This window comes from Flavobacterium gossypii (genome assembly GCF_014138495.1).
Classification (GTDB): domain Bacteria; phylum Bacteroidota; class Bacteroidia; order Flavobacteriales; family Flavobacteriaceae; genus Flavobacterium; species Flavobacterium endophyticum.
This window is the reverse complement of the sequence record NZ_JACJIS010000002.1, coordinates 584,984-610,049: the sequence shown is the minus strand read 5'-3', so window position 1 is coordinate 610,049 and position 25,066 is coordinate 584,984. Positions and strand designations below refer to the sequence as shown.

General features: G+C 43.8%; 20 protein-coding genes. 16 read left to right on the top strand and 4 right to left on the bottom strand.

Annotation, left to right across the window (positions count from 1 at the left end):
* Entirely contained in the window at nt 1-1,932 is a 1,932-nt protein-coding gene (locus GGR22_RS12550; RefSeq protein ID WP_182493948.1) for an OmpA family protein, read from the top strand.
* Nucleotides 1,933-2,009: 77 nt separating this feature from the next.
* On the opposite strand, the gene GGR22_RS12545 is transcribed toward GGR22_RS12550, so the two are convergent.
* On the bottom strand, nt 2,010-2,426 hold the full coding sequence (locus GGR22_RS12545; protein WP_182493947.1) for an OsmC family protein: 417 nt from the start codon (nt 2,424-2,426) through the stop codon (nt 2,010-2,012).
* Between the two features lie 121 nt (nt 2,427-2,547).
* Here GGR22_RS12545 and GGR22_RS12540 point away from each other — a divergent pair, with 121 nt between their 5' ends.
* Entirely contained in the window at nt 2,548-3,519 is a 972-nt protein-coding gene (locus GGR22_RS12540) for a hydrogen peroxide-inducible genes activator (RefSeq protein ID WP_182493946.1), read from the top strand.
* Between the two features lie 75 nt (nt 3,520-3,594).
* Here GGR22_RS12540 and GGR22_RS12535 read toward each other — a convergent pair whose 3' ends face one another.
* Nucleotides 3,595-5,499 (bottom strand): sialate O-acetylesterase, encoded by a 1,905-nt coding sequence (locus GGR22_RS12535; RefSeq protein WP_182493945.1) that lies wholly within the window; start codon nt 5,497-5,499, stop codon nt 3,595-3,597.
* A 603-nt stretch (nt 5,500-6,102) separates the two neighbouring features.
* On the opposite strand from GGR22_RS12535, the gene GGR22_RS12530 reads away from it, so the two are divergent.
* The 14 genes from GGR22_RS12530 (at nt 6,103) to GGR22_RS12470 (ending at nt 24,191) form a co-directional block, all read left to right on the top strand.
* Nucleotides 6,103-6,834, top strand: coding sequence for a FadR/GntR family transcriptional regulator (locus GGR22_RS12530; RefSeq protein WP_121377385.1), 732 nt, complete (start codon nt 6,103-6,105; stop codon nt 6,832-6,834).
* 197 nt (nt 6,835-7,031) lie between these two features.
* The gene (locus tag GGR22_RS12525) at nt 7,032-10,172 is read left to right on the top strand and encodes a SusC/RagA family TonB-linked outer membrane protein (RefSeq protein WP_182493944.1); all 3,141 of its coding nucleotides are present in this window, start codon (nt 7,032-7,034) and stop codon (nt 10,170-10,172) included.
* 12 nt (nt 10,173-10,184) lie between these two features.
* Nucleotides 10,185-11,684 (top strand): RagB/SusD family nutrient uptake outer membrane protein, encoded by a 1,500-nt coding sequence (locus GGR22_RS12520; protein ID WP_182493943.1) that lies wholly within the window; start codon nt 10,185-10,187, stop codon nt 11,682-11,684.
* Between the two features lie 12 nt (nt 11,685-11,696).
* Entirely contained in the window at nt 11,697-13,997 is a 2,301-nt protein-coding gene (locus GGR22_RS12515; protein WP_182493942.1) for a polysaccharide lyase 6 family protein, read from the top strand.
* A 15-nt stretch (nt 13,998-14,012) separates the two neighbouring features.
* Nucleotides 14,013-15,449, top strand: a complete 1,437-nt coding sequence (locus GGR22_RS12510) for an IPT/TIG domain-containing protein (RefSeq protein ID WP_182493941.1) — start codon at nt 14,013-14,015, stop codon at nt 15,447-15,449.
* Nucleotides 15,450-15,461: 12 nt separating this feature from the next.
* On the top strand, nt 15,462-17,669 hold the full coding sequence (locus GGR22_RS12505) for an alginate lyase family protein (protein WP_182493940.1): 2,208 nt from the start codon (nt 15,462-15,464) through the stop codon (nt 17,667-17,669).
* Nucleotides 17,670-17,674: 5 nt separating this feature from the next.
* On the top strand, nt 17,675-18,016 hold the full coding sequence (locus tag GGR22_RS12500; protein ID WP_121377379.1) for a cupin domain-containing protein: 342 nt from the start codon (nt 17,675-17,677) through the stop codon (nt 18,014-18,016).
* A gap of 82 nt (nt 18,017-18,098) precedes the next feature.
* A complete protein-coding gene (locus GGR22_RS12495) occupies nt 18,099-18,980 on the top strand; it encodes a T9SS type A sorting domain-containing protein (RefSeq protein ID WP_182493939.1) in 882 nt (293 codons plus the stop codon).
* A 33-nt stretch (nt 18,981-19,013) separates the two neighbouring features.
* Nucleotides 19,014-20,279: an MFS transporter gene (locus tag GGR22_RS12490; RefSeq protein ID WP_121377377.1), complete on the top strand. Its 1,266-nt coding sequence runs from the start codon at nt 19,014-19,016 to the stop codon at nt 20,277-20,279.
* A gap of 30 nt (nt 20,280-20,309) precedes the next feature.
* Nucleotides 20,310-21,062: an SDR family NAD(P)-dependent oxidoreductase gene (locus tag GGR22_RS12485; RefSeq protein ID WP_121377376.1), complete on the top strand. Its 753-nt coding sequence runs from the start codon at nt 20,310-20,312 to the stop codon at nt 21,060-21,062.
* A gap of 9 nt (nt 21,063-21,071) precedes the next feature.
* Entirely contained in the window at nt 21,072-22,079 is a 1,008-nt protein-coding gene (locus GGR22_RS12480; protein WP_182493938.1) for a sugar kinase, read from the top strand.
* A gap of 3 nt (nt 22,080-22,082) precedes the next feature.
* The gene (locus GGR22_RS12475; protein ID WP_182493937.1) at nt 22,083-22,754 is read left to right on the top strand and encodes a bifunctional 4-hydroxy-2-oxoglutarate aldolase/2-dehydro-3-deoxy-phosphogluconate aldolase; all 672 of its coding nucleotides are present in this window, start codon (nt 22,083-22,085) and stop codon (nt 22,752-22,754) included.
* A gap of 96 nt (nt 22,755-22,850) precedes the next feature.
* A complete protein-coding gene (locus GGR22_RS17195) occupies nt 22,851-22,985 on the top strand; it encodes a hypothetical protein (protein WP_262888882.1) in 135 nt (44 codons plus the stop codon).
* Nucleotides 22,986-23,147: 162 nt separating this feature from the next.
* Entirely contained in the window at nt 23,148-24,191 is a 1,044-nt protein-coding gene (locus GGR22_RS12470; RefSeq protein WP_182493936.1) for a T9SS type A sorting domain-containing protein, read from the top strand.
* 68 nt (nt 24,192-24,259) lie between these two features.
* Here GGR22_RS12470 and GGR22_RS12465 read toward each other — a convergent pair whose 3' ends face one another.
* Together GGR22_RS12465 and GGR22_RS12460 are read right to left on the bottom strand one after the other, a co-directional pair.
* Nucleotides 24,260-24,658 (bottom strand): hypothetical protein, encoded by a 399-nt coding sequence (locus GGR22_RS12465; RefSeq protein ID WP_121377372.1) that lies wholly within the window; start codon nt 24,656-24,658, stop codon nt 24,260-24,262.
* A 158-nt stretch (nt 24,659-24,816) separates the two neighbouring features.
* A complete protein-coding gene (locus GGR22_RS12460) occupies nt 24,817-25,041 on the bottom strand; it encodes a hypothetical protein (RefSeq protein ID WP_182493935.1) in 225 nt (74 codons plus the stop codon).
* Between the last annotated feature and the right edge of the window lie 25 nt (nt 25,042-25,066).

Sequence of the window (25,066 nt, the reverse complement as noted above, 5' to 3'; positions counted from 1 at the left end):
ATGAAAAAACATTTATATACAGCCTTGGCGGTTTTTGCTTTAATGACGGCCCAGGCACAAGAAGCCAAACTTGCATCTGCAGATAAAAAATACGAAGAATTTGCCTATGTAGATGCGATCAAGACCTATGAGCGAGTTGCTGAAAAAGGATACAAGTCGGTTGATTTGTTCCAGAAGCTTGGAAATGCGTACTATTTCAACGCCGAATTAGACAAGGCCAATAAATGGTATGCCGAGCTTTTTGCAATGAACCAGCCTGTCGATGCAGAATACTATTACCGTTATTCGCAGACTTTGAAATCGGTTGGCGATTATACGAAAGCCAATGAGATGCTGTCGCAGTTCAACCAAAAGAACGCTGACGATTTAAGAGCGCAATTGTATACGAAGCATAAGGATTATCTCGAAGATATCAAGGCGAATTCTGGACGATATAAGGTAGAAAACATCGGAATCAATTCAGAATATTCCGATTACGGAACTGCTTTTTACGACAACAAATTGGTTTTTGCTTCGGCAAGAGACACGGGAGGCATCTTTAACAGAAAGCACCAATGGACCAATCAGTCGTTTACAAAGCTGTATGCCGCTGAGATCAGTTCGGATGGAAATATGCTGGAACCTGAAAAATTCAATACGTCCCTAAATTCGAAATTCAACGAAGCGACGCCGGTTTTTACAAAAGATGGAAAGACCGTTTATTTTACCAGAAACAATTACAACAAAGGTAAAAGAGGCAAGAACAGCGACAAGGCAACGCTTTTGAAAATCTACAAAGGCGTTCTTGAAAACGGAAAATGGACCAATATTACCGAACTTCCGTTTACAAGCGACAATTACAGCACGGCGCATCCTGCTTTAAGTATTGATGAAAAGACGTTGTATTTTGCGTCAGATATGCCAGGAACATTAGGCCAGTCGGATTTGTTTAAGGTAGCGATTAATGCTGATGGAACTTTTGGCACGCCAGAAAACCTAGGAAACAAGATCAATACCGAAGGCCGGGAAACCTTCCCATACATTACAGAAGAAGGCGAATTGTATTTTGCTTCGGACGGACAATTGGGATTAGGCGGATTGGATGTTTTTGTTACTCAAATCAACAAAGACGGAAGTTATGGCGAAATCAAAAACGTAGGTGCCCCGGTTAACGGACCGAAAGACGACTTTGCCTTTATCATTGATACCAAGACCCGTTTCGGATTTTTCTCTTCCAACAGAGATGGCGGAAAAGGCTATGATGATATCTATAAATTCCAAGAAACAAGACAGCTGAAATGCGAGCAATTGCTTTCGGGAGTAATTACAGACAAAGAATCTGGACTTCCGATTGCCAATGCCCGTGTGACATTGTCTGATGCTTCTTTCAAGGTCATCAAGACGGTTTATGCCGACCACGAAGGAAAGTATAGTTTTGATGTAGAATGCGGCAATGCGTATTACGTAAAAGCAGAAAGCAAAGATTATACGCCAACGGAATTGAAAGCAATTATCCCGAAAGAATCTGGAGAAACCGATCTTTCTATCGAATTGGACAAGCCGGTAAAACAAATTACGGTTGGAACCGATTTGGCAAAGACGTTCGGAATCAAGATTATCTATTTCGACTTGGATAAATCAGACATCCGTCCAGACGCAGCCATCGATTTGGCTAAAATCGTTGATGTCATGAAGCAATATCCAAACATGAAAGTAGATGTCCGTTCACATACTGACAGCCGCCAGACGCACAAATACAACGAAAAGCTTTCTGATAGAAGAGCAAAATCTACTATCGCTTGGATGATTCAAGACGGCATTGCCAAAGAAAGAGTAACTGGAAAAGGCTATGGCGAAACGCAATTGGTTAACAAATGCGCCGACGGCGTGGAATGTTCTGAACAAGAACACCAGCTAAACCGCAGAAGTGAGTTCATTATTACAGCCATGTAATGTTCTAAAATAGTTTTAAAATTAAAAAACCGTGCTGTTAAGGCACGGTTTTTTTGTTTAGAAAAATAACTTTTTGATTATGCCAGCGTAGCTGTCAAGGTGATTTCGGCATTTAATACTTTTGATACCGGACAGATTTGTTTGGCTTTTAAGGCTGTGTTTTGGAATTCTTCGTTGGTGATTCCAGGAACATCACCTTTTAGCTCCAAATGGATTTTGGTAATTGTTCCGTCTTCAAAAGTAAGTACGGCTTCTGTGCTTAAGTCAGTCGGTACATAGTTTAGTTCGCTTAACAAGAAGCTCAATTGCATAGTGAAGCAACCAGAATGTGCTGCTGCGATTAATTCTTCAGGGTTGGTTCCAACACCTTCTGCGAATCGCGTTTTAAAAGATAATTGTGCCTTGTCTAAAGTGGTGCTTTGTGTACTGATAGTTCCTTTTCCTTCCATTCCTGTACCTTGCCATTGTGCGTTTGCTTTTCTTGTAAATTTCATAATGTTTGATTTTAAATTGTTTATTTATTAGTTGTTGATTTTTGATAGGACAAATTTATTGCGGGTTTAGTTATAAATCAAATTGATAATTTTTTACCTTTATAAAATAAAATTATAATGTATGACAATTCAGCAATTAAAATACATCGTAGCCTTAGACGAGGAGCGCCATTTTGCTAGGGCAGCAGAAGTCTGTATGGTAACCCAGCCAGGACTTACAATACAATTAAAAAATCTGGAAGAAGAAATAGGAATCAAGATTTTTGACCGTACAAAAGTTCCGTTGACGCCGACCGTTTTAGGCGCCAAGATTATTTCGAGAGCGAAAAAAATACTTAGAGAAGTAAATGAAATCAGAGATTTTGTTGTCAATGAAAAAAACATACTTGAAGGAGAAATCAAATTAGGAGTCATTTCTACGCTTTCGCCTTATCTAATTCCGCTATTCATAAAGTCCATGAAAGAAGCGGCGCCAAAGATGCAATTTGTCATCAAGGAAGCCTCTACAGGCCATCTCATGCACGATATCGAAACAGGCGCTCTAGATGTTGCATTAATGGCCAGTCCGACTGGAAATCCAAATTTAAAAGAACACCATGTCTTCAACGAACCGTTTGTAGCTTATCTGAATGAAAACCATCCTATGGCTAATGAGGATTTTTACGAACTGCAAGCCAGCGACAAGCCAGAATTGTTGTTGTTGCAAAATGAATACTGCTATAATGCACAGCTTCTCGATATCTGTGGTCTTAAAGAAGACAGGAAGATCAGCGAACAATTTTCGTATGATATTAGTTCTATTGAAACGCTAAAAAACCTAGTAAGGGCACAGTTAGGCTTTGCCATCATACCCGAACTTTCCATATTGAATGAAAAAGAAAAGCAACTATTCAAGCCATTCAAAGAACCAAAGCCCATACGCGAAATCAGCTTGGTCGTTTCGGATACCTTTTCTAAAAAACTGCTGCTCGAAAAAATGAGTAAGAGCATTTGGGACTGCCTTCCAGAAACCTTGAAGAAAGACTTCAGCTATCGTAAGATCCAATGGAACGATTCGCCTTATTTCATTAACGCGACAAAAGGTTTTCTCTAAAATAAAAATAGCTTACAAGATTTCTCCTGTAAGCTATCTTTTGCGAAATAAAAATAACTAAACTAAATCAACTAATTAAAAACTATCGGTTCTAAAAGGGGGCGTTGCCAGTCCTTCTTTATTATAAAGCATGATTTTTCCAGGAGCGTCTTCCCACAAATAGCGGATATCTTTTGGAGACGAAACCTTATCGCTGCTAAGCTTTATGGTTTTCATGTCGCTTTGTAAATAAGCATTTGCAGGATAGAATTTTTTGTCGCTTCCCGCAACCATAAAGCCATTGATGCTGGCCTTTGCCGTTTCAGGCGCAAAAGTTCCGTTTTTGAAAGTGACGGTAACTGAATTTCCGTCAATCTTAAAACTGTCAAAAACAGGAGCCGATGCCGGAACATCCTTCTCGCCATACGCTACGTTTGAAGCAATCAGCGCCATGCGTTTGCCAACAACCTGCTTGTGGATAGGGTGGATGTTATCATCTTCGCCTACATCAATCAATACGGCCATTCCGGTATTCTTCAATTCCAGCGCCTTGCTTTGTGATTCACGCAATGTAATCCAGCGGTTGTTTTGGTTGGCATAATTAGGAAGCTGTGCATATATAAAAGGATAGTCTGCATTCCATTTCTTTCTCCAGTCCGTAATCATATCCTTAAACATTCCGGCGTATTCTTTCGCGTTCTTAGAATTCGCTTCAGCTTGATACCAGATGATTCCCTTGATTTTTAGGCCAAAAAAAGGAGCGACCATTCCATTATACAAAGACGTCGGATATTTTGTCGGATGCTGTCTTACGGGAACTTCTTCGATATCTTTTGTGCCAGCCTCATATTTCCATTCCCCAGCCAAAGAAAGTCGCTGTGATGCCGTTTCAAGGTATAACGATTGTGCATCGCCACGGAAACCGCCAATATCGCCTGTGTTTTTTACGCGGATAGTAATCACGTTTTTCCCTGCAACCAGCACGCTTTTCGGAACTTTATAAAAACGATCCAAATCCTTCTGTGTGCTTTCGCCCACTTTTATGCCGTTGATATACGTAATGTCTTCATTATCGACGCGTCCGATAGCTAAGGTCAGCTCGTCTTTGGCCAAGTCTTTTGCCGTCAGCTCGAAATTTCGTGTTACCCAGATGATGCCATCGTTAGGCGTAACTTTCGCTTTGCTCCAATACACAGGCAAGGTTATCGTTTTCCAGGACGACGTATTGTAATCTTTATTTTGCCATTTTTCTTTTGTGCCCAAATCCAGTTCGTCTGCTTTTTTCTCCCAAGCCGTGAATTCCTTTTTATAACTCTTCATGACCTCTTGAAAGTTGATGCCTTTCATCTCGGCAATTACTTTTTGGGCAGCCGTATGCTTTCCCATCAAGTCTTCGCTCATCCAAGCCTCAATATTGGTACCGCCCCAAGACGAATTGATCAGGCCGATCGGCACATTGTATTTTTGGAACAATTCCCTTCCGAAAAAATAAGCCACGGCAGAAAAACCTTCGGCACTTTCTGGAGAGCTCGTTTCCCATTGTCCCTTTTCAATATCTTTTTGCGGTATTCCGGCCATCGTTCTCGACACTTGTAGCAATTTAATCTTTTCATGCGATGCATTAGAAAGCTCTTCTTTCCCGTTTAGGGCATCTTCCAGTTTCCAACCCATGTTAGACTGTCCGGAGCAGAACCACACATCACCTATATATACATCCTTAAAAGTTAATTTATTGTCTTCAGAAACTACCATTTCAAAAGGTCCGCCTGCGGCTTGCGCCGGAAAAGTAAGACTCCATTCACCATTAGCATTGGTTTTGCTTTCAAGATTTTGGTTCTTGAAACTGACCTTTACAGTTTTACCAGGAGCTGCCCAGCCATAAATCGTTATAGGAGCATCCCGCTGCAGCACCATATGGTCAGAAAAGAATTTCGGCAGTGTAGCTTTAGCAGAAAGAGTAGTACTGATAGCTATAAATAGGAGGGAAAGTATGCGTTTCATATACGAAAGGAATAAATAAGTGTGGCTAAAGTATAGAATTAAAATTGGTTGACCAAAAAATAATTTGCGATTTGTTTAAATTTAACGAATAATAATTGCCATCTCTATAATTAAATAAGTAAATAATTGTAGATAGTTCTTCTTAAATTTAAATGAAGAATAATTAAAGAAAGGCAAGGCAAATAAAAAAGGAGCACTATCAGACGACAGACTCCTTGTTTTTGGTATATTTTACATCCATTGCGTAAAGTTGCATCGCTTGTGGGAAGTGAAAAATGGTTTTACTCTTCTGAATGCAGTATAAATAGTACCTTTATGACTACAAAAATAATCATTTTAATGATTTGTAGTGTGAACGTCTCGTTAATAATTCGTCAGCGTCTCGAAATTTATGAGGTAAAATACGCTAGTGTTTTGTCGAAAACGTTTTAGTTTGCAGTGTTAAAAGCTGATAGAATTCAAATTTAAACGATTTGTTTTAACTTTTTCATTGAATTATTATTATTAAAATAAACTTAAAATTTTATTATACATAAAAAATACCTGCTTATTTGGTAATTTAAAAAAATGCGTATATTTGGTCAACCAATTTATTATTCTAAAATGCAAGAGTTTGGTTTAAATGGATTTAAATCTTCCGAAGAAGAAGAAATCATTAAAAAATTAAAGGATTTGATTACCTCACAGAAGCTAAAGCCCGGCGACAGGCTGCCGTCAGAGAGAAAACTATCCGAAGAATTTGGCGTTAGCAGAGGAAACGTTAGAGAGGTTATCCAAAAGCTAGAGTTTTACGGATTGCTCAAGACCCTTCCACAAAGCGGAACCTTTGTAGCAAACCTTGGCGTTCCTGCCCTAAGCGGCATGATAACCGATATCCTGCAGCTCAAAAAGCCCGATTTCAAATCGCTTGTAGAAAGCAGGATCATGCTCGAAATGCAGGTAGTAGCCCTTGCAGCAGAAAGAAGGACAGAACAACATCTCGAAAATATAGAAGAAGCATTGTTGGCCTACAAAGCAAAAGTAGAAAGCAATGAAGATGCCGTAGAAGAAGACCTGATGTTCCACCTTAAAATTTCCGAAGCCAGCGGCAACCCAGTACTAAATACCCTGATGCTGATCATCACGCCAGAAATCATTGCCAACTTTGAAAAATACCATGTCTGTACCAAATCCATGACGGGAGACAATATTATCGAACACCAGCAAATATATGAAGCCATAAAAGAAAAAAATCCTGAAAAGGCCAAACGCGAACTGCAGTTTCATTTCAAGACGTTGTATGAATACTGCAACAAGACAGATACTTTGATGAATTTGAACGAAAGTATCTTTTAAATTTCCGGTAAGGAAAAAAAGACGGTTATGACATTGTGTAAAGTTGCATCGCTTGGGGAAGTGGATTATTACTGCACATTTAAGTCAAGATTCAGCATCTGATTTTCAGATTTTACGAACTAAAAAGCATTATCGGCAAATAGCCGGTCAGGATGCGCTATATCTTAATGTTACAGAATTGTAAGCTATAAATTTTTATGAAATTAAAAACATTTTTCTTATTCTCGGCCTTGATGCTGACAGGCCTGATTACGGCACAGGAAACCTATATGTTGACTGGACAAGTCGTTGCGGCCAAAGATAATACCACGCTACCGGGTGCTTCTATCACCATTTTAGGCACAAAAAACACCGTAATTGCCGACAACGAAGGCGAGTTTTCAATCGAAGTAAAAGAAAACAGCTCGCTACAAATTTCCTTTATCGGAATGACCACAAGAGTGGTGCTCGTAAACGGCCAGAAAGACATTACTGTTTCGCTAGAAGATGAAAGCAAAAGCCTAGACGAAGTAGTCGTAGTCGGTTACGGTACCCAGAAAAAATCTTCAATCACCGGTTCCGTATCAAAATTAGAAAACACAAATCTAGACGAAAATACAGTTTCCAGAGTCGATAAGGCATTGCAAGGACGAATCGCAGGTCTTCAGATTCAGAACATCACCTCCGAAGTCGGTGAAGCGCCGCAAATCAGGATTCGCGGTATGGGCTCTATCAGCGCCAGCAGCGACCCATTAGTAGTTGTTGACGGATTTCCAGTACAAAACGGACTAGAGTTCATCAATCCAAGTACCATCGAATCCATTGAAGTCTTGAAAGATGCCAGTTCTACAGCCATCTACGGTTCCCGTGGAGCCAACGGTGTTATCATCGTTACCACCAAATCAGGCTCAGAATCCAAAACACTATACGAATTCAAGTCCTTTTTCGGCGTAAAATCAGTATACGACAAAATCGACATGTACGATACCTATAGCTATACCGACATGCTGCGTAACGAGCGCCAGCTTCACGAAAACTACCTGGCCGGAATCGAAAACAGAGTACCAAGCACCATTGCCTATACAGCCCGCGAAAAAGGAATGCGCCAAGTCGCAAACAACTCCAACGGCGGAACCGATTGGCAAGACGAAGGAACCCGAAATTTTGCCACAATCAAGAATTACCAATTGAACGTTTCGGGCGGCGGAAAGACCGCAAACTATTATGTTTCCGGACAATATATAGAAGACGAAGGCTTGATGAAAGACAACTTCCTAAAACGTATCAATTTCCAAAGCCGTGTAAGAACAAAACTAAGCGACAAGCTTTCTTTAGATTTCAACCTTCGACCATCCTACAGCAAAAGAAGAAGATCAACAATTTCATATTCAGACTTGACACGTTCGCTTGGCTTTATGCCCGTGCGTCACAACGATTATACCTCCGCTCTTACTGGCTATCCAGTTGGCGATTACGCACAAGGAAGACATTTCAACAATGTAAATTTCGATTATATAGACGAAAACGGACAGCCTCAAAACTTCACCACGTCACTTTGGGGAACCAACAACAATAGCCCGATTTCAAGGATGGAAAACGAAACAAGATTCATCCACGATTACAGAATGCTGGCCAATTTTGCCTTAGAATATAAAATCACAAAACGCTTGACATTTAAGACTTCTGGCGGTGTTAATACAGAATATTCCAACTACGAGCGCTTCCGAAACTCATTGGCAGACCAAACCGGACAAGCCATAGGCGAAGACGACAGTACCCTAAAAACAGACATCCTTACAGAAAATACGCTGAACTACAAATGGAAAGGCGACAACCACAGCGTTGACGCGCTAGGAGGGATGACCTACCAAAAAACAAACATCAAAGGAACCGGAATCTACGGAACCCAATTCCCTTCCGACTATATCGAAACCCTAAACGGAGCAAACATTATCGATGCCAACGAAACCTTTACCAGAAAAGAACAAATTGGATTGCTGTCGTTCCTAGCCAGAGTAAATTACGCCTACAAAGACAAATACCTGATCTCGCTTGCTGCGCGTGCCGACGGTTCCTCATTATTCGGACCAGAAAACAAATACGGAATTTTCCCTTCTGCCTCAATCGGGTGGAACGTAAGCGAAGAAAACTTCTGGAAAGAAAACATCCAGTTCATCAACAAATTTAAGCTGCGTACCAGCGTTGGTGTGACCGGAAACAACAACATCGCAAACTACTCGTTCACCAACCTGCTATACCCGTCCAACTATTCCTTAGGCGAAGGCGGAGGAAGCGTTACCTCTGGATTAGGAGAAACGGGCGACGTATTAGGAAACCCTGGAATCGGCTGGGAGCAGACCTTAGAATACGATTCAGGAACCGATATCAGCTTTTTCGATAACCGATTAAACCTGTCATTAGATTACTATTACTCTATTACAGACAAACTACTATTGCAGCAAAATGTCTCTTACATCACCGGACATTCCCAATATTTCAACAACATCGGAAAAATCCAGAACAAAGGAATCGAACTCGAAGTTTCCGGAAACATCCGAGGCAAAGACTTTAGCTGGAAACCAGCTTTCAATATTGCGGCCAATCAAAACAAACTCATTTCCCTAGGTGGCGAAGCACAATTCATCAGCCAAGGCGAAAGAAACGAAGAATACATTGCCAAAGTAGGACAAGAAGCCGTACAATTTTACGGATACAAAATGATTGGCGTTTGGCAAAATGCCGAAGAATTAGCGAACAATCCACACTCGGCCGATGACGCTGTTGGAGGAATCAGAGTAGCCGATATCAACGGCGACGGAATCATCAACGCCAGCGACAGGACTACGCTCGGAAGCCCTTTCCCAGATTTCACTTGGGGCTTTTACAACGCCTTTACCTATAAAAATTTCGACCTGAATTTCTTAGTACAAGGCTCTGTTGGAGGCGAAGTGTTCTTCGGCGACGGATACTATAACGAAATGCGCTACCTCTACAAAGATTTCGTAGAAGGCAGATGGTTTAGCGAAGGCGTTCCAGCCACAAAACCACGCGAAAACAACGGTAGAGCTTGGCAAAATACAGACTACCTGATCCAAGACGCTTCCTATATGTCATTAAGAACCGTGACCATAGGCTTTTCGGCTCCCGATGCCTTCATCAGCAAACTAGGATTGAAAAAAGCAAGATTCTACCTCTCAGGAGAAAACCTGCTGTACATAAGAGCATCCGATTTCTGGGGATTAAACCCAGAAGGAATCACGACCAGCGGCATCTACAGCTCGCCGTTGATTTCAGGCTATCAGCGAGGCGCTTTCCCTGTACAAAGAACAATCTCTTTTGGTATCGACATTAATTTCTAAAAAATAACAGCTATGAAACTATATAAATTTTCACTCAAAAATTTAAAAATCGCGCTCCTCGGCACGGCTTTTATCTTCGCAAGCTGTGACGAAACACTTGACCTGCAGCCCATTTCAGAAATAGGAGTAGACGAGTTTTACAGCACGCCGCAAGAAGTGAATCTGGCAGTAATCTCCATCTACAACAGCCTATACGGCATGCAGAACAGAGAATGGCTGCTGACAGAAATCCGTTCCGACAATACCTACATGAATCCGAACTCTACCGAAACCAAAGACTTGGCCATTCGAGAAGTAGACCGTTTCGTGCAAGGCTCGCAGAACATTTACGTACAAGAATACTGGAAAGCCTGCTACAGGACCATCAACTTGGCCAATATCGTGATGCAGAATCTTGACGTAGTAACAAACCCTGTAACACGTGACCAATACGAAGGCGAAGCCAGATTCCTAAGAGCACACGCCTATTTTAATCTTGTCCGTCTTTGGGGAGGCGTCTTTATTATCGAAAAACCAGTTTCAGGCAGCGAAGCCAAAAAAATGGACAGAAGTCCGCAAAGCGAAGTCTACCAATTCATCCTAAACGACCTTCGCCTTGCTTCCGAAAAACTCCCAGTTTCCCAAGGAGGAGCCAATCTAGGCAGAGTAGCAGCAGATGCCGCTAAAACACTTTTAGGAAAAGCATTGATTACAGCCGGAGGCGATGCCAACCTTACCGAAGCCAGGATCGTACTAGCCGAAGTAATTGCAGGCAATTTCAACCTGCAGCCTACCTATGCATCCGTGTTCGATATCGCTAACGAATACAACAGCGAAATCCTTTTTGCCGTACGTTACCAATCCGGAAGTGTCGGATTAGGCTCGCCGCACCCTAACTTTTTCGCACCCCTGCAAAGCGACAACTACGTAGTATTCGGAAACGGAGACGGATTAAACGTCCCTACAGAAAACATGTCAACCTCCTATGCCGTAGGAGATCCCAGAAAAGCAGCATCTATGGCTGATACCTGGATTGGCTTCAACAACTCAGTAAGAAGCGACAGGCACGTCACCAAATACAATTCCACCTTTACAAGAGTTGACGATGGCGGAAGCGACTGGGTCATCTTGCGCTATGCCGATGCCCTATTGCTGATGGCCGAAGCCATTAACGAACAAAGCGGCCCGAATGCCGAAGCCCTTGGATACCTAAACGAAGTAAGAACACGCTCATTAGGAAGCAGCGCTGCCCTTTCGCTAGCCAATGTTTCCACCTATTTCAATTTCAAATTAGCCCTAGAAAACGAAAGAAGATTCGAATTCGCTTTCGAAAACCACCGCTGGTTTGACTTAGTAAGAACCGGAAGAGCAGAAATCGTAATGTCGCAGCACTTCGCTACAGAATTCCAATACAACGATCCAGCACACCCATCCCTGAATACAGGCCCGCTGCAGCACTATCAGATCCTATTGCCGATTCCACAATACGAAATCGACCTGAATCCGACGATCGCACAAAACACAGGCTACTAATTCGTTAAGACAATGAAGAACATAAAATATTCCATAACAGCACTCTGTACCTTTCTGCTAGCCGCAGCAAGCGCAAACGCTGTCGAAATAAAAGTAGGCACCATTGCCGAGCTGAACGAAGCCATTTCCAAAGTAAAGCCAGGCGACCGTATCATCATGTCGAACGGAACCTGGAAAGATACCGCTATCGATTTCAACGCAAAAGGAGCCTCAAAAGACTCCATCTTTTTAGAAGCCGAAACAGCAGGAAAAGTAATCCTTTCCGGCAATTCCTCCCTAAAAGTTTCCGGAGACTATCTAGTAGCAAAAGGACTCTGGTTCAAAGACGGCTATAGCAAATTCGTAATCTCTTTTATGAGCAAAGACAAAGTCGCGACCAATTCAAGAGTGACCAATTGCGCCATTACCGATTACAACCCAGAAACCAAAGCCGAATCCAACCACTGGGTCGAATTATGGGGCAAAAACAACCGCTTTGACAACAACTACGTAGCCGGAAAAAACAACGACGGCTGTACGCTCGTAGTCTGGCTCAAAGGCGAAGAAAACCACCAGAACCAACACAGGATCGACCATAACTATTTTGGAGAGCGCCCGCCATTAGGAGCCAACGGAGGAGAAACCATCCGAATCGGAACCAGCCACAACTCCATGTTTCAATCCAATACAATCGTTGAATGGAACAAGTTTGAAAAATGCAATGGAGAAGTAGAAATCATATCCAACAAATCCTGCAACAATACCTTTAGGAACAACCTGTTTTTAGAATCCCAAGGCTCGATGGTCTTCCGTCACGGAAACAACTGCCTCGTAGAAAACAATGTCTTTTTAGGCAACAACCAACCCTATACAGGCGGCGTTCGCGTCATCAATGAAGGACATACCGTAAAAAACAACTATTTCTACGGATTGACAGGACAAGATTTCAGAGGCTCCCTAGTCATCATGAACGGCGTGCCGAACAGTCCGCTCAACCGCTACAACCAAGTAAAAAATGCTACCGTTACCAACAACATCTTTTACAACTGCAGTCCGTTCCAGCTAGGAGCAGGGAAAGACGAAGAACGTTCCCTAGCACCCATAACCTCCGTGATTTCAGACAATATCATCTACAACGACACCGACGCAGAAACCGTTGCTTTCTTTGACGATATGAAAGGCATCACCTTCAAAAACAATACGCTCGATAGCAAAAACACCAAAAAGCTAGAAGGCTTCACGCCAAAAAAACTAACGTGGAAAAAAGAAGGAGCCATTTTTGTACCAAGCGAAAAAAACAATATCGATTGCTCCATTTTCCAAAAAGTAATCGCCAACAAGACCGGAACCTCTTGGAACCCGAAAGCACCTAAAGTAGCCATACAAGAAGAAACCATCAACGTAGAGCCCGGAATAGGCACGCTCGAAAAAGCAGTAAAAAAAGCCAAAGGAAAAACCAAATTCATCTTGGCCGCCGGAACCTACCTCTTAGACCGCTCGATCATCATCACAGACAATATCACCATCCAGGGCGAAGACGCTGCCAAGACCACCATCAGCTTTAACCCCAATGCCGAAAAAATGTCCAACTACCTGTTCAGGGTAGAATCAGGAGCCAGATTATCCATCGAAAAAGCAACCCTTACCGCCAAAGAAACACAAGCCGTAAAATACGCCATTGTTTCGCCAAAAGACGACACGCCGGGTTCGTACAGCGTTTTCATCAATAAATCTGTGATATCAGATTTCACCAATGCCGAAGGCGGTTCCGTTTTTAAAGCCTCAAAAGGAACCTTTGCCGATACAATCAAAATCAGCAACTCGATACTCAGAAACAATTTCCGCGGCATCAACCTTTCCTCAGAAAAAGACGATACCGGAAAATACAATGCCGAAAACGTAATCCTTGAAAATACAGTCTTCTCCGACTTCTCCCAATGGACATTGCACTACTACAGAGGCGGCAACGACGAATCCACGATTGGAGGCAACCTAGTCATCGACCATTGCGTATTCTCAAGAATCGGTACCACAGAAAAAGACCTAGTAGTCCAAAACAAAGGAATCGTAAACGTAAAAATCCAAAACAGCGTGTTCTACGACAATTCAAAAATAACCAACTCGCTGCGCCTTAACGGAAAAAACAACACCATCAAGAACTCCCTAATCTACAATTCAGGAGAAATCAAGCTCTCCGGAAATGCAGTATCAGAAAACATAATCAGCAAAAATCCAGGCTATCAAGACATGAAGCAATTCCTGCCAAAAGACAAATCGCCCCTAAAAGCAGCCGGAACAGACAAAAAAGACATAGGAATTCTAGTAGTCAACTAACTTAAAAAGAAACACATGAAAAGCATACTACAAGAAAAAATATACAGATTCGCCTGCATGATGCTTGCAGTCGTGATCCTATCCTGCGATGCAGACACCGAAGTAGACAAGACATTCGAAGAAATCCTTGCGGCACAGCCAACAGTCGAATCATTTTCCCCAGCCTCGGCACCCATCCAAAGCCTGGTGACCATTACCGGAACCAACCTGAACTTCGTCACAAAAGCCTACATCGGCGATGTCGAAGCCCAGATCTATTCCCGTGAAAACTCAAGAATACTGATCATCAAAGTGCCCGCTTCAGCCGTAGACGGAATCATCCGCCTAACGACCGATTCCGATAAAGTAGCCTCATCAGCAGAAAGCCTGACGATTACCTATCCCGTTCCAACAATTACCTCAGAACTCCCAACAATGTCTGTCGTAAACGAAAACATTACCATCAGCGGAAACAACCTCCAAGTAGTCACAAAAGTCACTTTCGGTACTGTTAACGGAACAATCGAATTCCAAGACGACAGAACCATTATCGTCAAGACCCCAAACACAGGGCCAAGCCCGCTAGCACTGACCTATAGCTACAATACCGTTTCCGGAGAAGTAGCCGTACCACTAGTCGAAAACTATACCATCGACGTGCCGACGCCTGCCGTAACCGGTTTCCCAAAAGCCATCATCAAAAACAATCCCGTGCAGATTGGCGGAACAGACATGAACCTAGTAACAGGCATTATTTTGGGAACCACGCCTATCACCACCTTCGAAGTAACGCCGACAAGCATCACCTTTAACGCTCCGACCGAATTGCCGACCGGCTTCTACGCCATCAAGCTAGTATACGGCGACGGGATGGAAGTAACCAGCGACCCGATTGCCTACATCAACCGAAACGTTGAAACCTATTTCAATTTCGAAGCACAAGGCATGGAAGTAATCACCGCCGGACAAGCCGCACAGATTACCGCAAACCAATTAAACGGAACCGTAGCACAGCCGCCATTCCCAAGCAGCACTAACTACCACCACCTAAAAATGCTTTCCCCAACAGACAACGGAAGCAGTATCGCCTACATGAGATTCTCATTCGCCACCAATGCCACCTGGAAAACCGCTTTCGATGCCGGAGCCTTCAACAACAACCCCGTGCTGCATTTCTGGCTCAACACCAACAATACAACGCCTACGCTAAGACTATACGCCACCTCCGCCATCAGCAAAAAACTAGTCCATTACAACACAGGAGGCGAGTGGAAGCTAGTCGCTGTCCGCCTGAGAGACCTGTTCCCGACCGTTACAGCTTCCGACTTTGTAAGCGGAAACTACCTAAGAATGAACTACCTCACAGACAACCAAGCCAACGTGCCATTAGAAGTAAACGCAGACTGGTTTATCATTACCGACGAAGTCCTGACAGGAGTAGGAGCAGTCGATTTGACCAGCACATTTAATTAATACAACACAAGAATGAAATACAAAACCATAAAAGCAATCAGTCTGACAGTACTCTTTACAGTACTGTCGGGCAATGCTTTTGCCCAAGACTACGCGCCCCTTTTGCTTCTTTCAAAAGCCGAAGCAAAGAATATCAGCCAGCATTTAGGCGATTACAAAGCCCTAGAAAAATCCTTTTCCAAAGTAAAAAAAGGTGCCGACAAAGCCCTAGAAAAACCAATCGAAGTACCAATCCCTGTCGATAATGGAGGCGGCTATTCACACGAAAAGCACAAGAAAAACTACAGAGAAATGTACTATTCCGGACTCGCTTTCCAAGTCACCGGCGACAAAAAATATGCAAAATTCGTAGAAGACATGCTGCTCGAATACGCCAAAATATACCCAGGCCTGCCGCTGCATCCCAAAAGAAAAGCCGAACAAAACTCCGGCAAGCTCTTCTGGCAAGGACTCAACGACTGCGTATGGCTCGTACACGGAATCCAAGCCTATGACCTCGTAAAAGAAAACATCAGCGCCCAAAACAGAGAAACCATCGAAAGAGACGTCTTCAAGAGCATGGCAGCATTCCTGAGCGAAAGCGAAAGCGGCAAAGACACCTTCAACAAAATCCACAACCACGGTACCTGGGCCGTAGCCGCAGTCGGAATGACAGGCTATGTCCTAAACGACAAAGACATGGTCGAAAGAGCCCTATACGGTTCCGCCAAAGACAAAAAAACAGGCTTTATCAAACAAATCGACCTGCTCTTTTCGCCAGACGGCTACTATTCTGAAGGACCCTATTACCAAAGATACGCCCTGCAGCCCTTCATGGTCTTTGCAGAAGCCATCAACAGAAACCAGCCAGAGCTCAAGATTTTCGACTACAGAAACCAGATCCTAAGAAAAGCAACCAATACCGTACTGCAGCTCACAGACGCCAACGGCTATTTCTTTCCGATAAACGATGCCCTCAAAGAAAAAAACTTCATGACAGAAGAACTCGTCTTTGCCACCAACATCGTTTACGAAAACTATAACGAAACCGCCATCCTGCCAGTAATCCAGCAACAAGGCGAAATCTCCATCTCTGGAGCCGGACTCAAATCAGCCGAAGCCATCCAGAACATGAAAAAACAAGAATTCGTCAAGAACCCGATGATTATTGCCGACGGACCCGAAGGCAAATCCGGAGGACTCGCGCTGTTCCGCATGCACACCAAGAAAAAAGACGAACAGCTCACCGCCGTATTCAAATTCGCCTCACAAGGCATGGGACACGGACACTTTGACCGCCTGGGCATCCTGCTCTACAACAACGACAAAGAAATCCTGCAAGACTACGGTGCCGCACGTTTCCTCAATGTCGAATCAAAAAGCGGCGGACGCTACCTAGAAGAAAACAAGACATGGGCACAAGCCTCTGTCGCACACAATACCGTAATCGTTGATGAAAAATCACATTACGATGGCGATTGGAAAGAAGCCGAAAAGCAGGCTCCTCACACCATCTTTTCGGATATCTCCAATCCCGCCATCCAAATTGCCAGCGCAGTAGAAAGCAATGCCTATGCCGGAGTCGAAATGCAGCGCACGGTCGCCCTTATCGAAGCAGAGACCCCGTTCATGCTAGACATCCTTTCCCTAAAATCAAAAGAAAGCCACCAATACGACCTGAACTTTATGTACAGCGGGCAGATTATGGAAACCGATTTCAAATACGAACCAGCAGTAACCGCCCTTTCCCCGTTAGGAAAAGCAAACGGCTACCAGCACCTATGGAAACTAGCCGAAGCAAAAGCAAACCCAAGCCTCTCAAAATTCACATGGCTTAATGACAGCAGGTTCTATACCATCTCAACGCTCACAGACGACACCAATAAGATCGTAATGACCCGCCTCGGAGCCAACGACCCAAATTTCAACCTAAGAAACGAATCCGGCTATATGGTAAGAGCCAGCGACAAGAAAAATTACACCTTCGTAAGCATCATCGAGCCGCACGGAAGCTTCGACCCAAAACTAGAATCCGTACAAGACCCACATTCCAAAGTAGAAGCCATCCAAATCCTAAAACAAGACGACAACTACACCGCAGTCCTCGTCACGTTCAAGAACAAAAAATCATACACGCTACTATTCGCAAACAAAAAAACAACGCCAGCCACAAAACACAAGATGACCATCAACGGAAAAAACACAGAGTGGAAAGGCAGCTATACACTAATCACAAACTAAGAACCATGAATATCAAGACAGAAGCATTCTATGTAGAAAACGAAAACCCTTGGGAAACCGTTTCCGAAGGCGTAAAAAGACAAATCACAGGCTATGACGTCAGCATCATGATGGTCAAGGTCGCCTTCGAGACCGGAGGAATAGGCCCGATCCACCAACACTACCACTCGCAGACCTCCTACGTCGTATCCGGAAAATTTGAAGTAACCATCAATAACGAAAAGAAAATCCTCCAAGCCGGAGACGCCTTCTATATCGAGCCCAACATCCTGCACGGAGCCATCTGCCTCGAAGCCGGAATGCTCATCGACGTGTTTAGCCCAATCAGAGAAGACTTTTTAAAATAACCCCCGCCTGCTGCAAGACGTTGGAGTAGGTCATAAATCAATACTTAATCAACAAGACACTTAATTCTTAAACTTATTATTTATGAAAAAAATTACCCTATTCGCTGCATTTTTAGTAGCATTCGCATTCCAAGGAAATGCGCAGACAACAATGACCCTCGTAAGCCCGACAGGAGACGGAGGCTTTGAAACAGCAGACACCTTTGAAGGAAACGGCTGGACGCTCCTAAACCACACCTACGGCTCAAGAAAATGGCAGATAGGCACCGGGCAAGCAGGATTCTCAGGAATAAGAGGAGCCTTCATAGGAAGCAGCGCCACAACCGTAGGAACCACGGCAGGAAGCAGAACCGTACACATCTACCGTCCCGTGACCATTCCCGCAGGAGCAACAAACGTTCAAGTAAAATTCAAATACAAACAAGAAGTAGTCGTAATTGACCCAGCAACCGGACCAAACGACTACGTATACCTGTCACTAATGACCGAAGCGCCAACAAACGGAACAGCAGCAGTACGATTTTCAGACAAATTTCCATCGACCGCTGCCGCCTATCCAACCTACACGCAGATAACAGCACCAGTGCCAGAATCAGCAATTGTAGCAGGAACAACCCAATACCTAGTAGTAACATTCAGGTCAACCAACCTAAACGACCCTGCTACTATAGGCTGGGGAGCTATCGACGACATAGAAATGACCTATGAAGCAGCCCTTGGGACAGAAGAATTCAATACCAATAAAATAGCAGCCTATCCAAACCCAGTAAAAGACAAGCTTACCATTACAGCAGCAGAAAACATCGACTCCGTAAGCATCTTTAACCTGTTCGGACAAAAACTGCTAAACCAAGAAATCAATGCCACAGAAGCAGCCATAGACATGTCGGCCCTAGCAACAGGTACCTATATCGTAAATGTACAATCAGACAAGAACACAAAGACTATCAAGATAGTCAAATAATAACCGGCTTGCACGAGCCCCTTAAAGTAAATTATGAAAATTAAAGGATTACGATGGTGGATCATTACCCTGATCGGTTTTGCAACCATCATCAATTACATCGACCGCTCCGCCTTATCGCTGATGTGGCCGGCCATGGGAAAAGACTTAGGAATGAGCGATGCCGATTACGCATTGATACTCAACCTCTTCATGATTTCCTATGCCATCGGACAGTCCGTCTCCGGAAAACTATTTGACAAAATAGGAACCCGGCTCGGCTTTGTCATTGCCATATTCGTCTGGTCGCTATCCTCACTATTTCATTTTGCCGTAAAAGGGCTCCTGTCGCTAGCCTTCGTCAGGATCACGCTCGGAATCTCCGAAGCAGGAAACTGGCCCGGAGCCGTAAAAAGCAATTCCGAATGGTTCCCCCTACAAGAAAGAGCCATCGCGCAAGGAATTTTCAACGCCGGAGCCTCCATCGGTTCCATAATTGCCCCCCTTTTCATATCCGCCATGTTCGTAGCCTACGGATGGAAGACCACCTTCATCATCATAGGAGCAATGGGACTCCTCTGGATTATTCCGTGGCTTATCGTCTTTAAAAAACTCCCAAAAGACCACCCCTGGATTACCGAAGAAGAAAAAAGACACATACTCGACGGAAAAGCCGAAGCCACGCCAGAAGAAGAAGCCAAAAAAGGAATGTCTATCACCCAGATCCTTTCCCACAAAGAAAGCTGGGGCGTCATCATCTGCCGTTTCTTCATGGAACCCATCTGGTGGCTATTCGTAGGCTGGATGCCCCTGTACCTCCAAAAAACCTACGGCTTTGATGTCAAGCAAATCGGGCTCTTCGCCTGGGTTCCCTATGTAGGAGCCGCGCTCGGAAGCCTTGCCGGAGGCTGGTACTCCGGAATGATTATCGCCAAGACCAAATCCGTAGACAAAGGAAGAAAACAAGCCATCGTCATTGCAGGAATCATCATGTTCCTAGGACTCATGGCCACCATCTTCTTCGGAGACACCCCGACCAAGTTCGTCATCATCGTCTCCTTCGTCCTGTTCGGTTTTCAGTTCGCCATCGGCAACATCCAGACGCTGCCGAGCGACCTTATGGACAAAAAATCAGTAGGCACGCTCGCAGGATTAGGAGGCTCTATCGGAGTCATCTCGGTCATCACCATGAACTTCCTCATCCCCGTCATCACCAAAACATCCTATACGCCAGCCTTTATCATCATAGCCGCCTTCGTGCCGCTGGGCGTACTCTCGATATTCGCACTGATAAAAAAAATAAGACCAGTAAACACATAGAATTAAAACCAAATATTAAATAGAATTACAATGAAATTAAAAGGAAAAACAGCCGTAGTAACAGGAGGAGCAAGAGACATTGGAAGAGAAGTAGCTATTAAGTTGGCAAAAGAAGGAGCCAATGTAGTGGTGAACTATTATATGAGCCAAGAAGACGGCGATACCACCTTAAAGCTGATTGAAGAAGTAGGAGGCAAGGCCATCATCGTACAAGGCGATATGACCCAGCAAGCCGATATCGATCTGCTCGTAAGCGAGACAAAAAAAGCATTCGGAGAAGAAGTTCACGTATTGGTGAACGTAGCCGGAGGACTTATTGCCCGCAAGACCATTGAAGAAATGGATGTCGATTTCTTTGACACCATGATCAACGTAAATTTCAAATCAGTTTTCCTAGTTACAAAAGCCTTCAAGCCTTTGATGAAAGCAGGAGCATCCATCATTAACTTCGCCTCTCAAGCCGGACGCGATGGAGGAGGGCCAGGAGCATCCCTTTACGCCTCAGCAAAAGGAGCCGTGATGACCTATACCAGAGGACTCGCAAAAGAATTCGGACCACAAGGCATCCGCGTTAACGCACTCTGCCCAGGAATGATCGCCACGGCCTTCCACGACACCTTTACAAAACCAGAAGTACGCGTTAACGTAGCCAACGGAACCCCGTTGAGAAGAGAAGGAAAAGCCTCAGAAGTAGCCGATTTAGTAGCCTACCTCGCATCAGACGAATCCTCATTCCTGACAGGAAACAATATTGATATTAACGGAGGCCTCGCATTCAGCTAATACACGACAATGAAAAAAGTAGTCACATTTGGTGAAATACTCGCAAGGCTGACGCCGCCAGGATTCAAGAAAATGGCACAAACCAATCAGCTGGAAATCTACTATGGAGGAACCGAAACCAACGTTTCGGTCTCCCTCTCCATACTAGGCTGCCAGACGATGCACGTTAGCCGTGTCTCCGACGATTTCCTCGGAAACGCCGCCCTTTCCAACCTAAAAAGCAACGGTGTCGACACCTCCTATGTACAAAAAGGAGAAGAACCACTCGGGCTCTATTTTGTAGAACCCGGAGCAGTCGTGCGTTCAGGAGTCATCTCCTACAACCGAAACCATTCCGCCTTTCGCGCCCTAGAACCCAATTCCATTCCATGGGCCGCTATTTTCAAAAATGCCGACTGGTTTCACTGGACAGGAATCACGCCAGCACACTCCGAAAACAATTTCCTGGCCCTAAAAGAAGCCCTGATGATTGCCAAAGAAATGAAGGTTACCGTTTCCTGCGACCCAGCCTATAGAACCGGACTCTGGAAATACGGAAGAAAAGCAGAAGATGCCCTCAAAGGACTCGTAGCCCTTTCCGACGTTTTTATCGGAGGAGCCGAACAATTCAACGAGCTCTTAGGAACCGATCTCTCCCTTTCCGACGAAGATTTCAAAAAAGGAAGCATTGCCCTCAAAGCAGAATTTCCAAAAATAAAGACCATTTACGACAAGACCCGAACCGGAAAAAACGCCTCATGGCACCAAATCGAAGCCCGTATGTGGAACGGAAAAAACCTGTTCTCCTGCGAGCCCATCGAAATTACCCACATCGTAGACCGTATCGGGACAGGCGATGCCTTTGCAGCAGGAGTCATTTTTGGAGAGCTGAACAACTATTCCGAAAAAGAAACCCTCGCCTTTGCCAATGCCGCCTGCGCTATAAAACACACCATCGAAGGCGATGCCAACCTGGCCGACTTCAATGAGATTAACCAAATTGCCCGAGGCAACACCTCAGGAAGACTAATACGATAAACCATGGCAAGATTTTCAAAACTGCAAGTGCTCAACACCATCAGCCAAAACGGCATCGTGCCCGTCTTTTACCACCAAGACGCCGCCACCTGCAAAAAAATCCTAAAAGCCGTATACGACGGCGGCGTCCGCATTTTCGAATTCACCAACCGAGGCGACGGAGCCCACAAAGTCTTCGAAGAATTGCTCGCCTATGCCCAAGCCAGCCTGCCCGAAATGATCCTCGGCATCGGCTCCGTAGTCGACGCCGGCACCACCTCGCTATACATCCAGCTCGGCGCCAATTTCGTAGTATCGCCAATCGTCAATGCAGAAATGGCAGCCACCTGCAACCGCAGAAAAATACCATGGATGCCCGGATGCGGGTCGCTCACCGAAATCAGCTATTCCGAAACCCTCGGCGCCGATATCGTAAAGATTTTTCCAGCACAGCAAGTAGGAGGTCCCGAATTCATAAAAGCCGTAAAAGCACCCTGCCCATGGTCAAGCATCATGCCCACAGGAGGCGTACAGCCCACAGCAGAAAACCTCAAGCAATGGTTGGATGCCGGAGCCCATTGCGTCGGACTCGGCTCGCAGCTCTTCGTAAAAAACAACGACGGCAGCTTCGATTACGATGCCATCCAAAAAGCCGCACAGCTATCCGTAGAAACCTTTAAGAATCATAAAAAATAAAAAAGAGGCTAACAGCCTTTAGAAGTTCTTTTCATAGGTTTAGAAACTCTTTTCACGTCTTTAGAAACTATTTTCACGCCTTTAGAAATTCATTTCATGCTTTTAGAAGCTCTTTTCAGGTCTTTAGAAACTATTTTCACGCCTTTAGAAATTCATTTCACGCCTTTAGAAACTAGTTTCACGTCTTTAGAAATTCATTTCATGCCTTTAGAAACTATTTTTACAGTTTAAGAAGTTCTTTTTATAGCTTTAGAAATTCATTTTATACTTTCAGAAGAAGCTTTTACAGTTTTAGAAACTGATTTTACACCTTTAGAGATGAAATAAGTAATAAAACATATTTTCCCCTAAAAAACAAAAAACAAAAAACCGAATACGTAATTTGCATCCAGTATGAAACTAATAAAATACACACTGCTGCTGCTAAGTCAGGTTTCCTTGGCACAAGTCACGCTGTCTGCAGACGGTCCCGGCAACACCTATGAGCTCATCAATAGCGTATTGGCACCCGGCTACGACGTAGTAGAAGCCCCAGACTGTGCCCATTCCAGCTTTGGCCGGCACATAGAAGAAGTCTGGGATGCCCAGCTCAACAAATACGTCTTTAAGTTCCACATCCACGTCTCGCACGACAACGACCGCTGCATTAAGTTCGACAGGCAGCGCAACGAAATCAAGACCTACAACCAATCGCCAGACAACCTTATCGGCACTTTGGGCGAGACAGTCGTTTACAAATGGAAATTCAAGCTCGATGCCGCCTTTCAAGCCTCCAATAAATTCACGCACATCCACCAGATAAAAGCCTATGGCGGTCCGCACGAAGATATCCCTGTAGTTTCACTCATTACCCGCGGCGGAAGCTCCCCAAAGCTCCAAGTCATGCATTCCGACAGCATTACCTCCGTACAGATGGCGTCTGCCAATCTCTCGCTGTTCAAAGGAGTGTGGGTAGAAGCCACAGAAACCATTACCTATGCCGAAAACGGCAAATACGCCATCACGCTAAAAAAAATAAGCGATAACTCCGTATTGCTCAACTATTCCAACAACAACATCAGGATGTGGAGAGACAATGCCAACGGCATCCGTCCCAAATGGGGCATCTACCGAAGCCTTCTCAGTCCCGAACAATTAAGAGATGAAGAAGTCCTCTTTGCCGATTTTTCCATTCAAGAACTCAGTACCACCTTGTCCAGCAAGACAGCCGCAAAAGAAGAAGCTCCTTTTCCCAATCCCGTAAAAGATACGCTCCACCTAAAAGAAGCCAAGTTCTGGAGCCACATTATCATTCTAGACGAACAAGGAAAAAAAGTCTACGAAAAGAAAAACACTACCACTGGAGAAATCGACGTATCCCAGCTCGAAAAAGGAACCTACATTCTAAGGCTTAAAGGAGAAAAAGAAAATACCTCGGCAAAATTTATAAAACAATAATACACCGCAACAAAAACAAAAAAGCTCCCTTTAGGAGCTTTTTTTATAATAAGAAATAATACCTACAACTATCGAGAAATAAAATCCTCCATGTCCGTAAACTGCGACTTAAAAGCCGTGACCCTATCCCTGATGACATCAGGATTGCAGTTCAGCTTGAAAGCATAAAAACTAATCTGTCCCTGATTAGGAAACTCTTTTTCCAATTCCGCTTCCACATTAAGGATATAATTTAAAGCCTGTTTTTTCACGAATCCCCAAAGCTCTTTGATCTTTGCTTTCGTAAATGATTCGTTATGGTTCGCGCCAAAAGCATCGCTGATGCACTTTTCCGCAATTTCTTTAAAAAAAGGTTCTTCAGGAAAGGGGTATTTATAATAGCGCTCTGCATAAACCTTAAATTTACGCATGATTTTCTTTACCACTGAGACTTCATCGCTCAGGGTATTTGTTTTATTGTATTCCATAACGTTCACCCTCGTGGTAGAAGGGATTTTTTGTAATTTTAAGTAATAGATTAGGGCTATACAAACTTACTTTAAAATTTGCTCTTTTTCAAATTACCGAGCTAAAAATCGTTACAAAATAGCAGTATTTAGACTGATTTTGTACAAGTTGAGGAAACTTACTTCGAACTTTCAGAAGTTTTTTTAGATTCTGTAAGATTTTTCTTTTTATATTTTGTATCGAATAATTTCTTGATTTTATTGCTCACTAACGACGACTTCACGCTCACAACCCTTCCGTTATTAAAATGAAACTCATACTCGTCAATAAGCTTCTCGATTTTATACACGTGGTCTAAATTGTAAACTACATCCTCGTACCTTTTAGGTTTGATGAAATTCATGATTGTGGTATTTTGTTGAAATAAT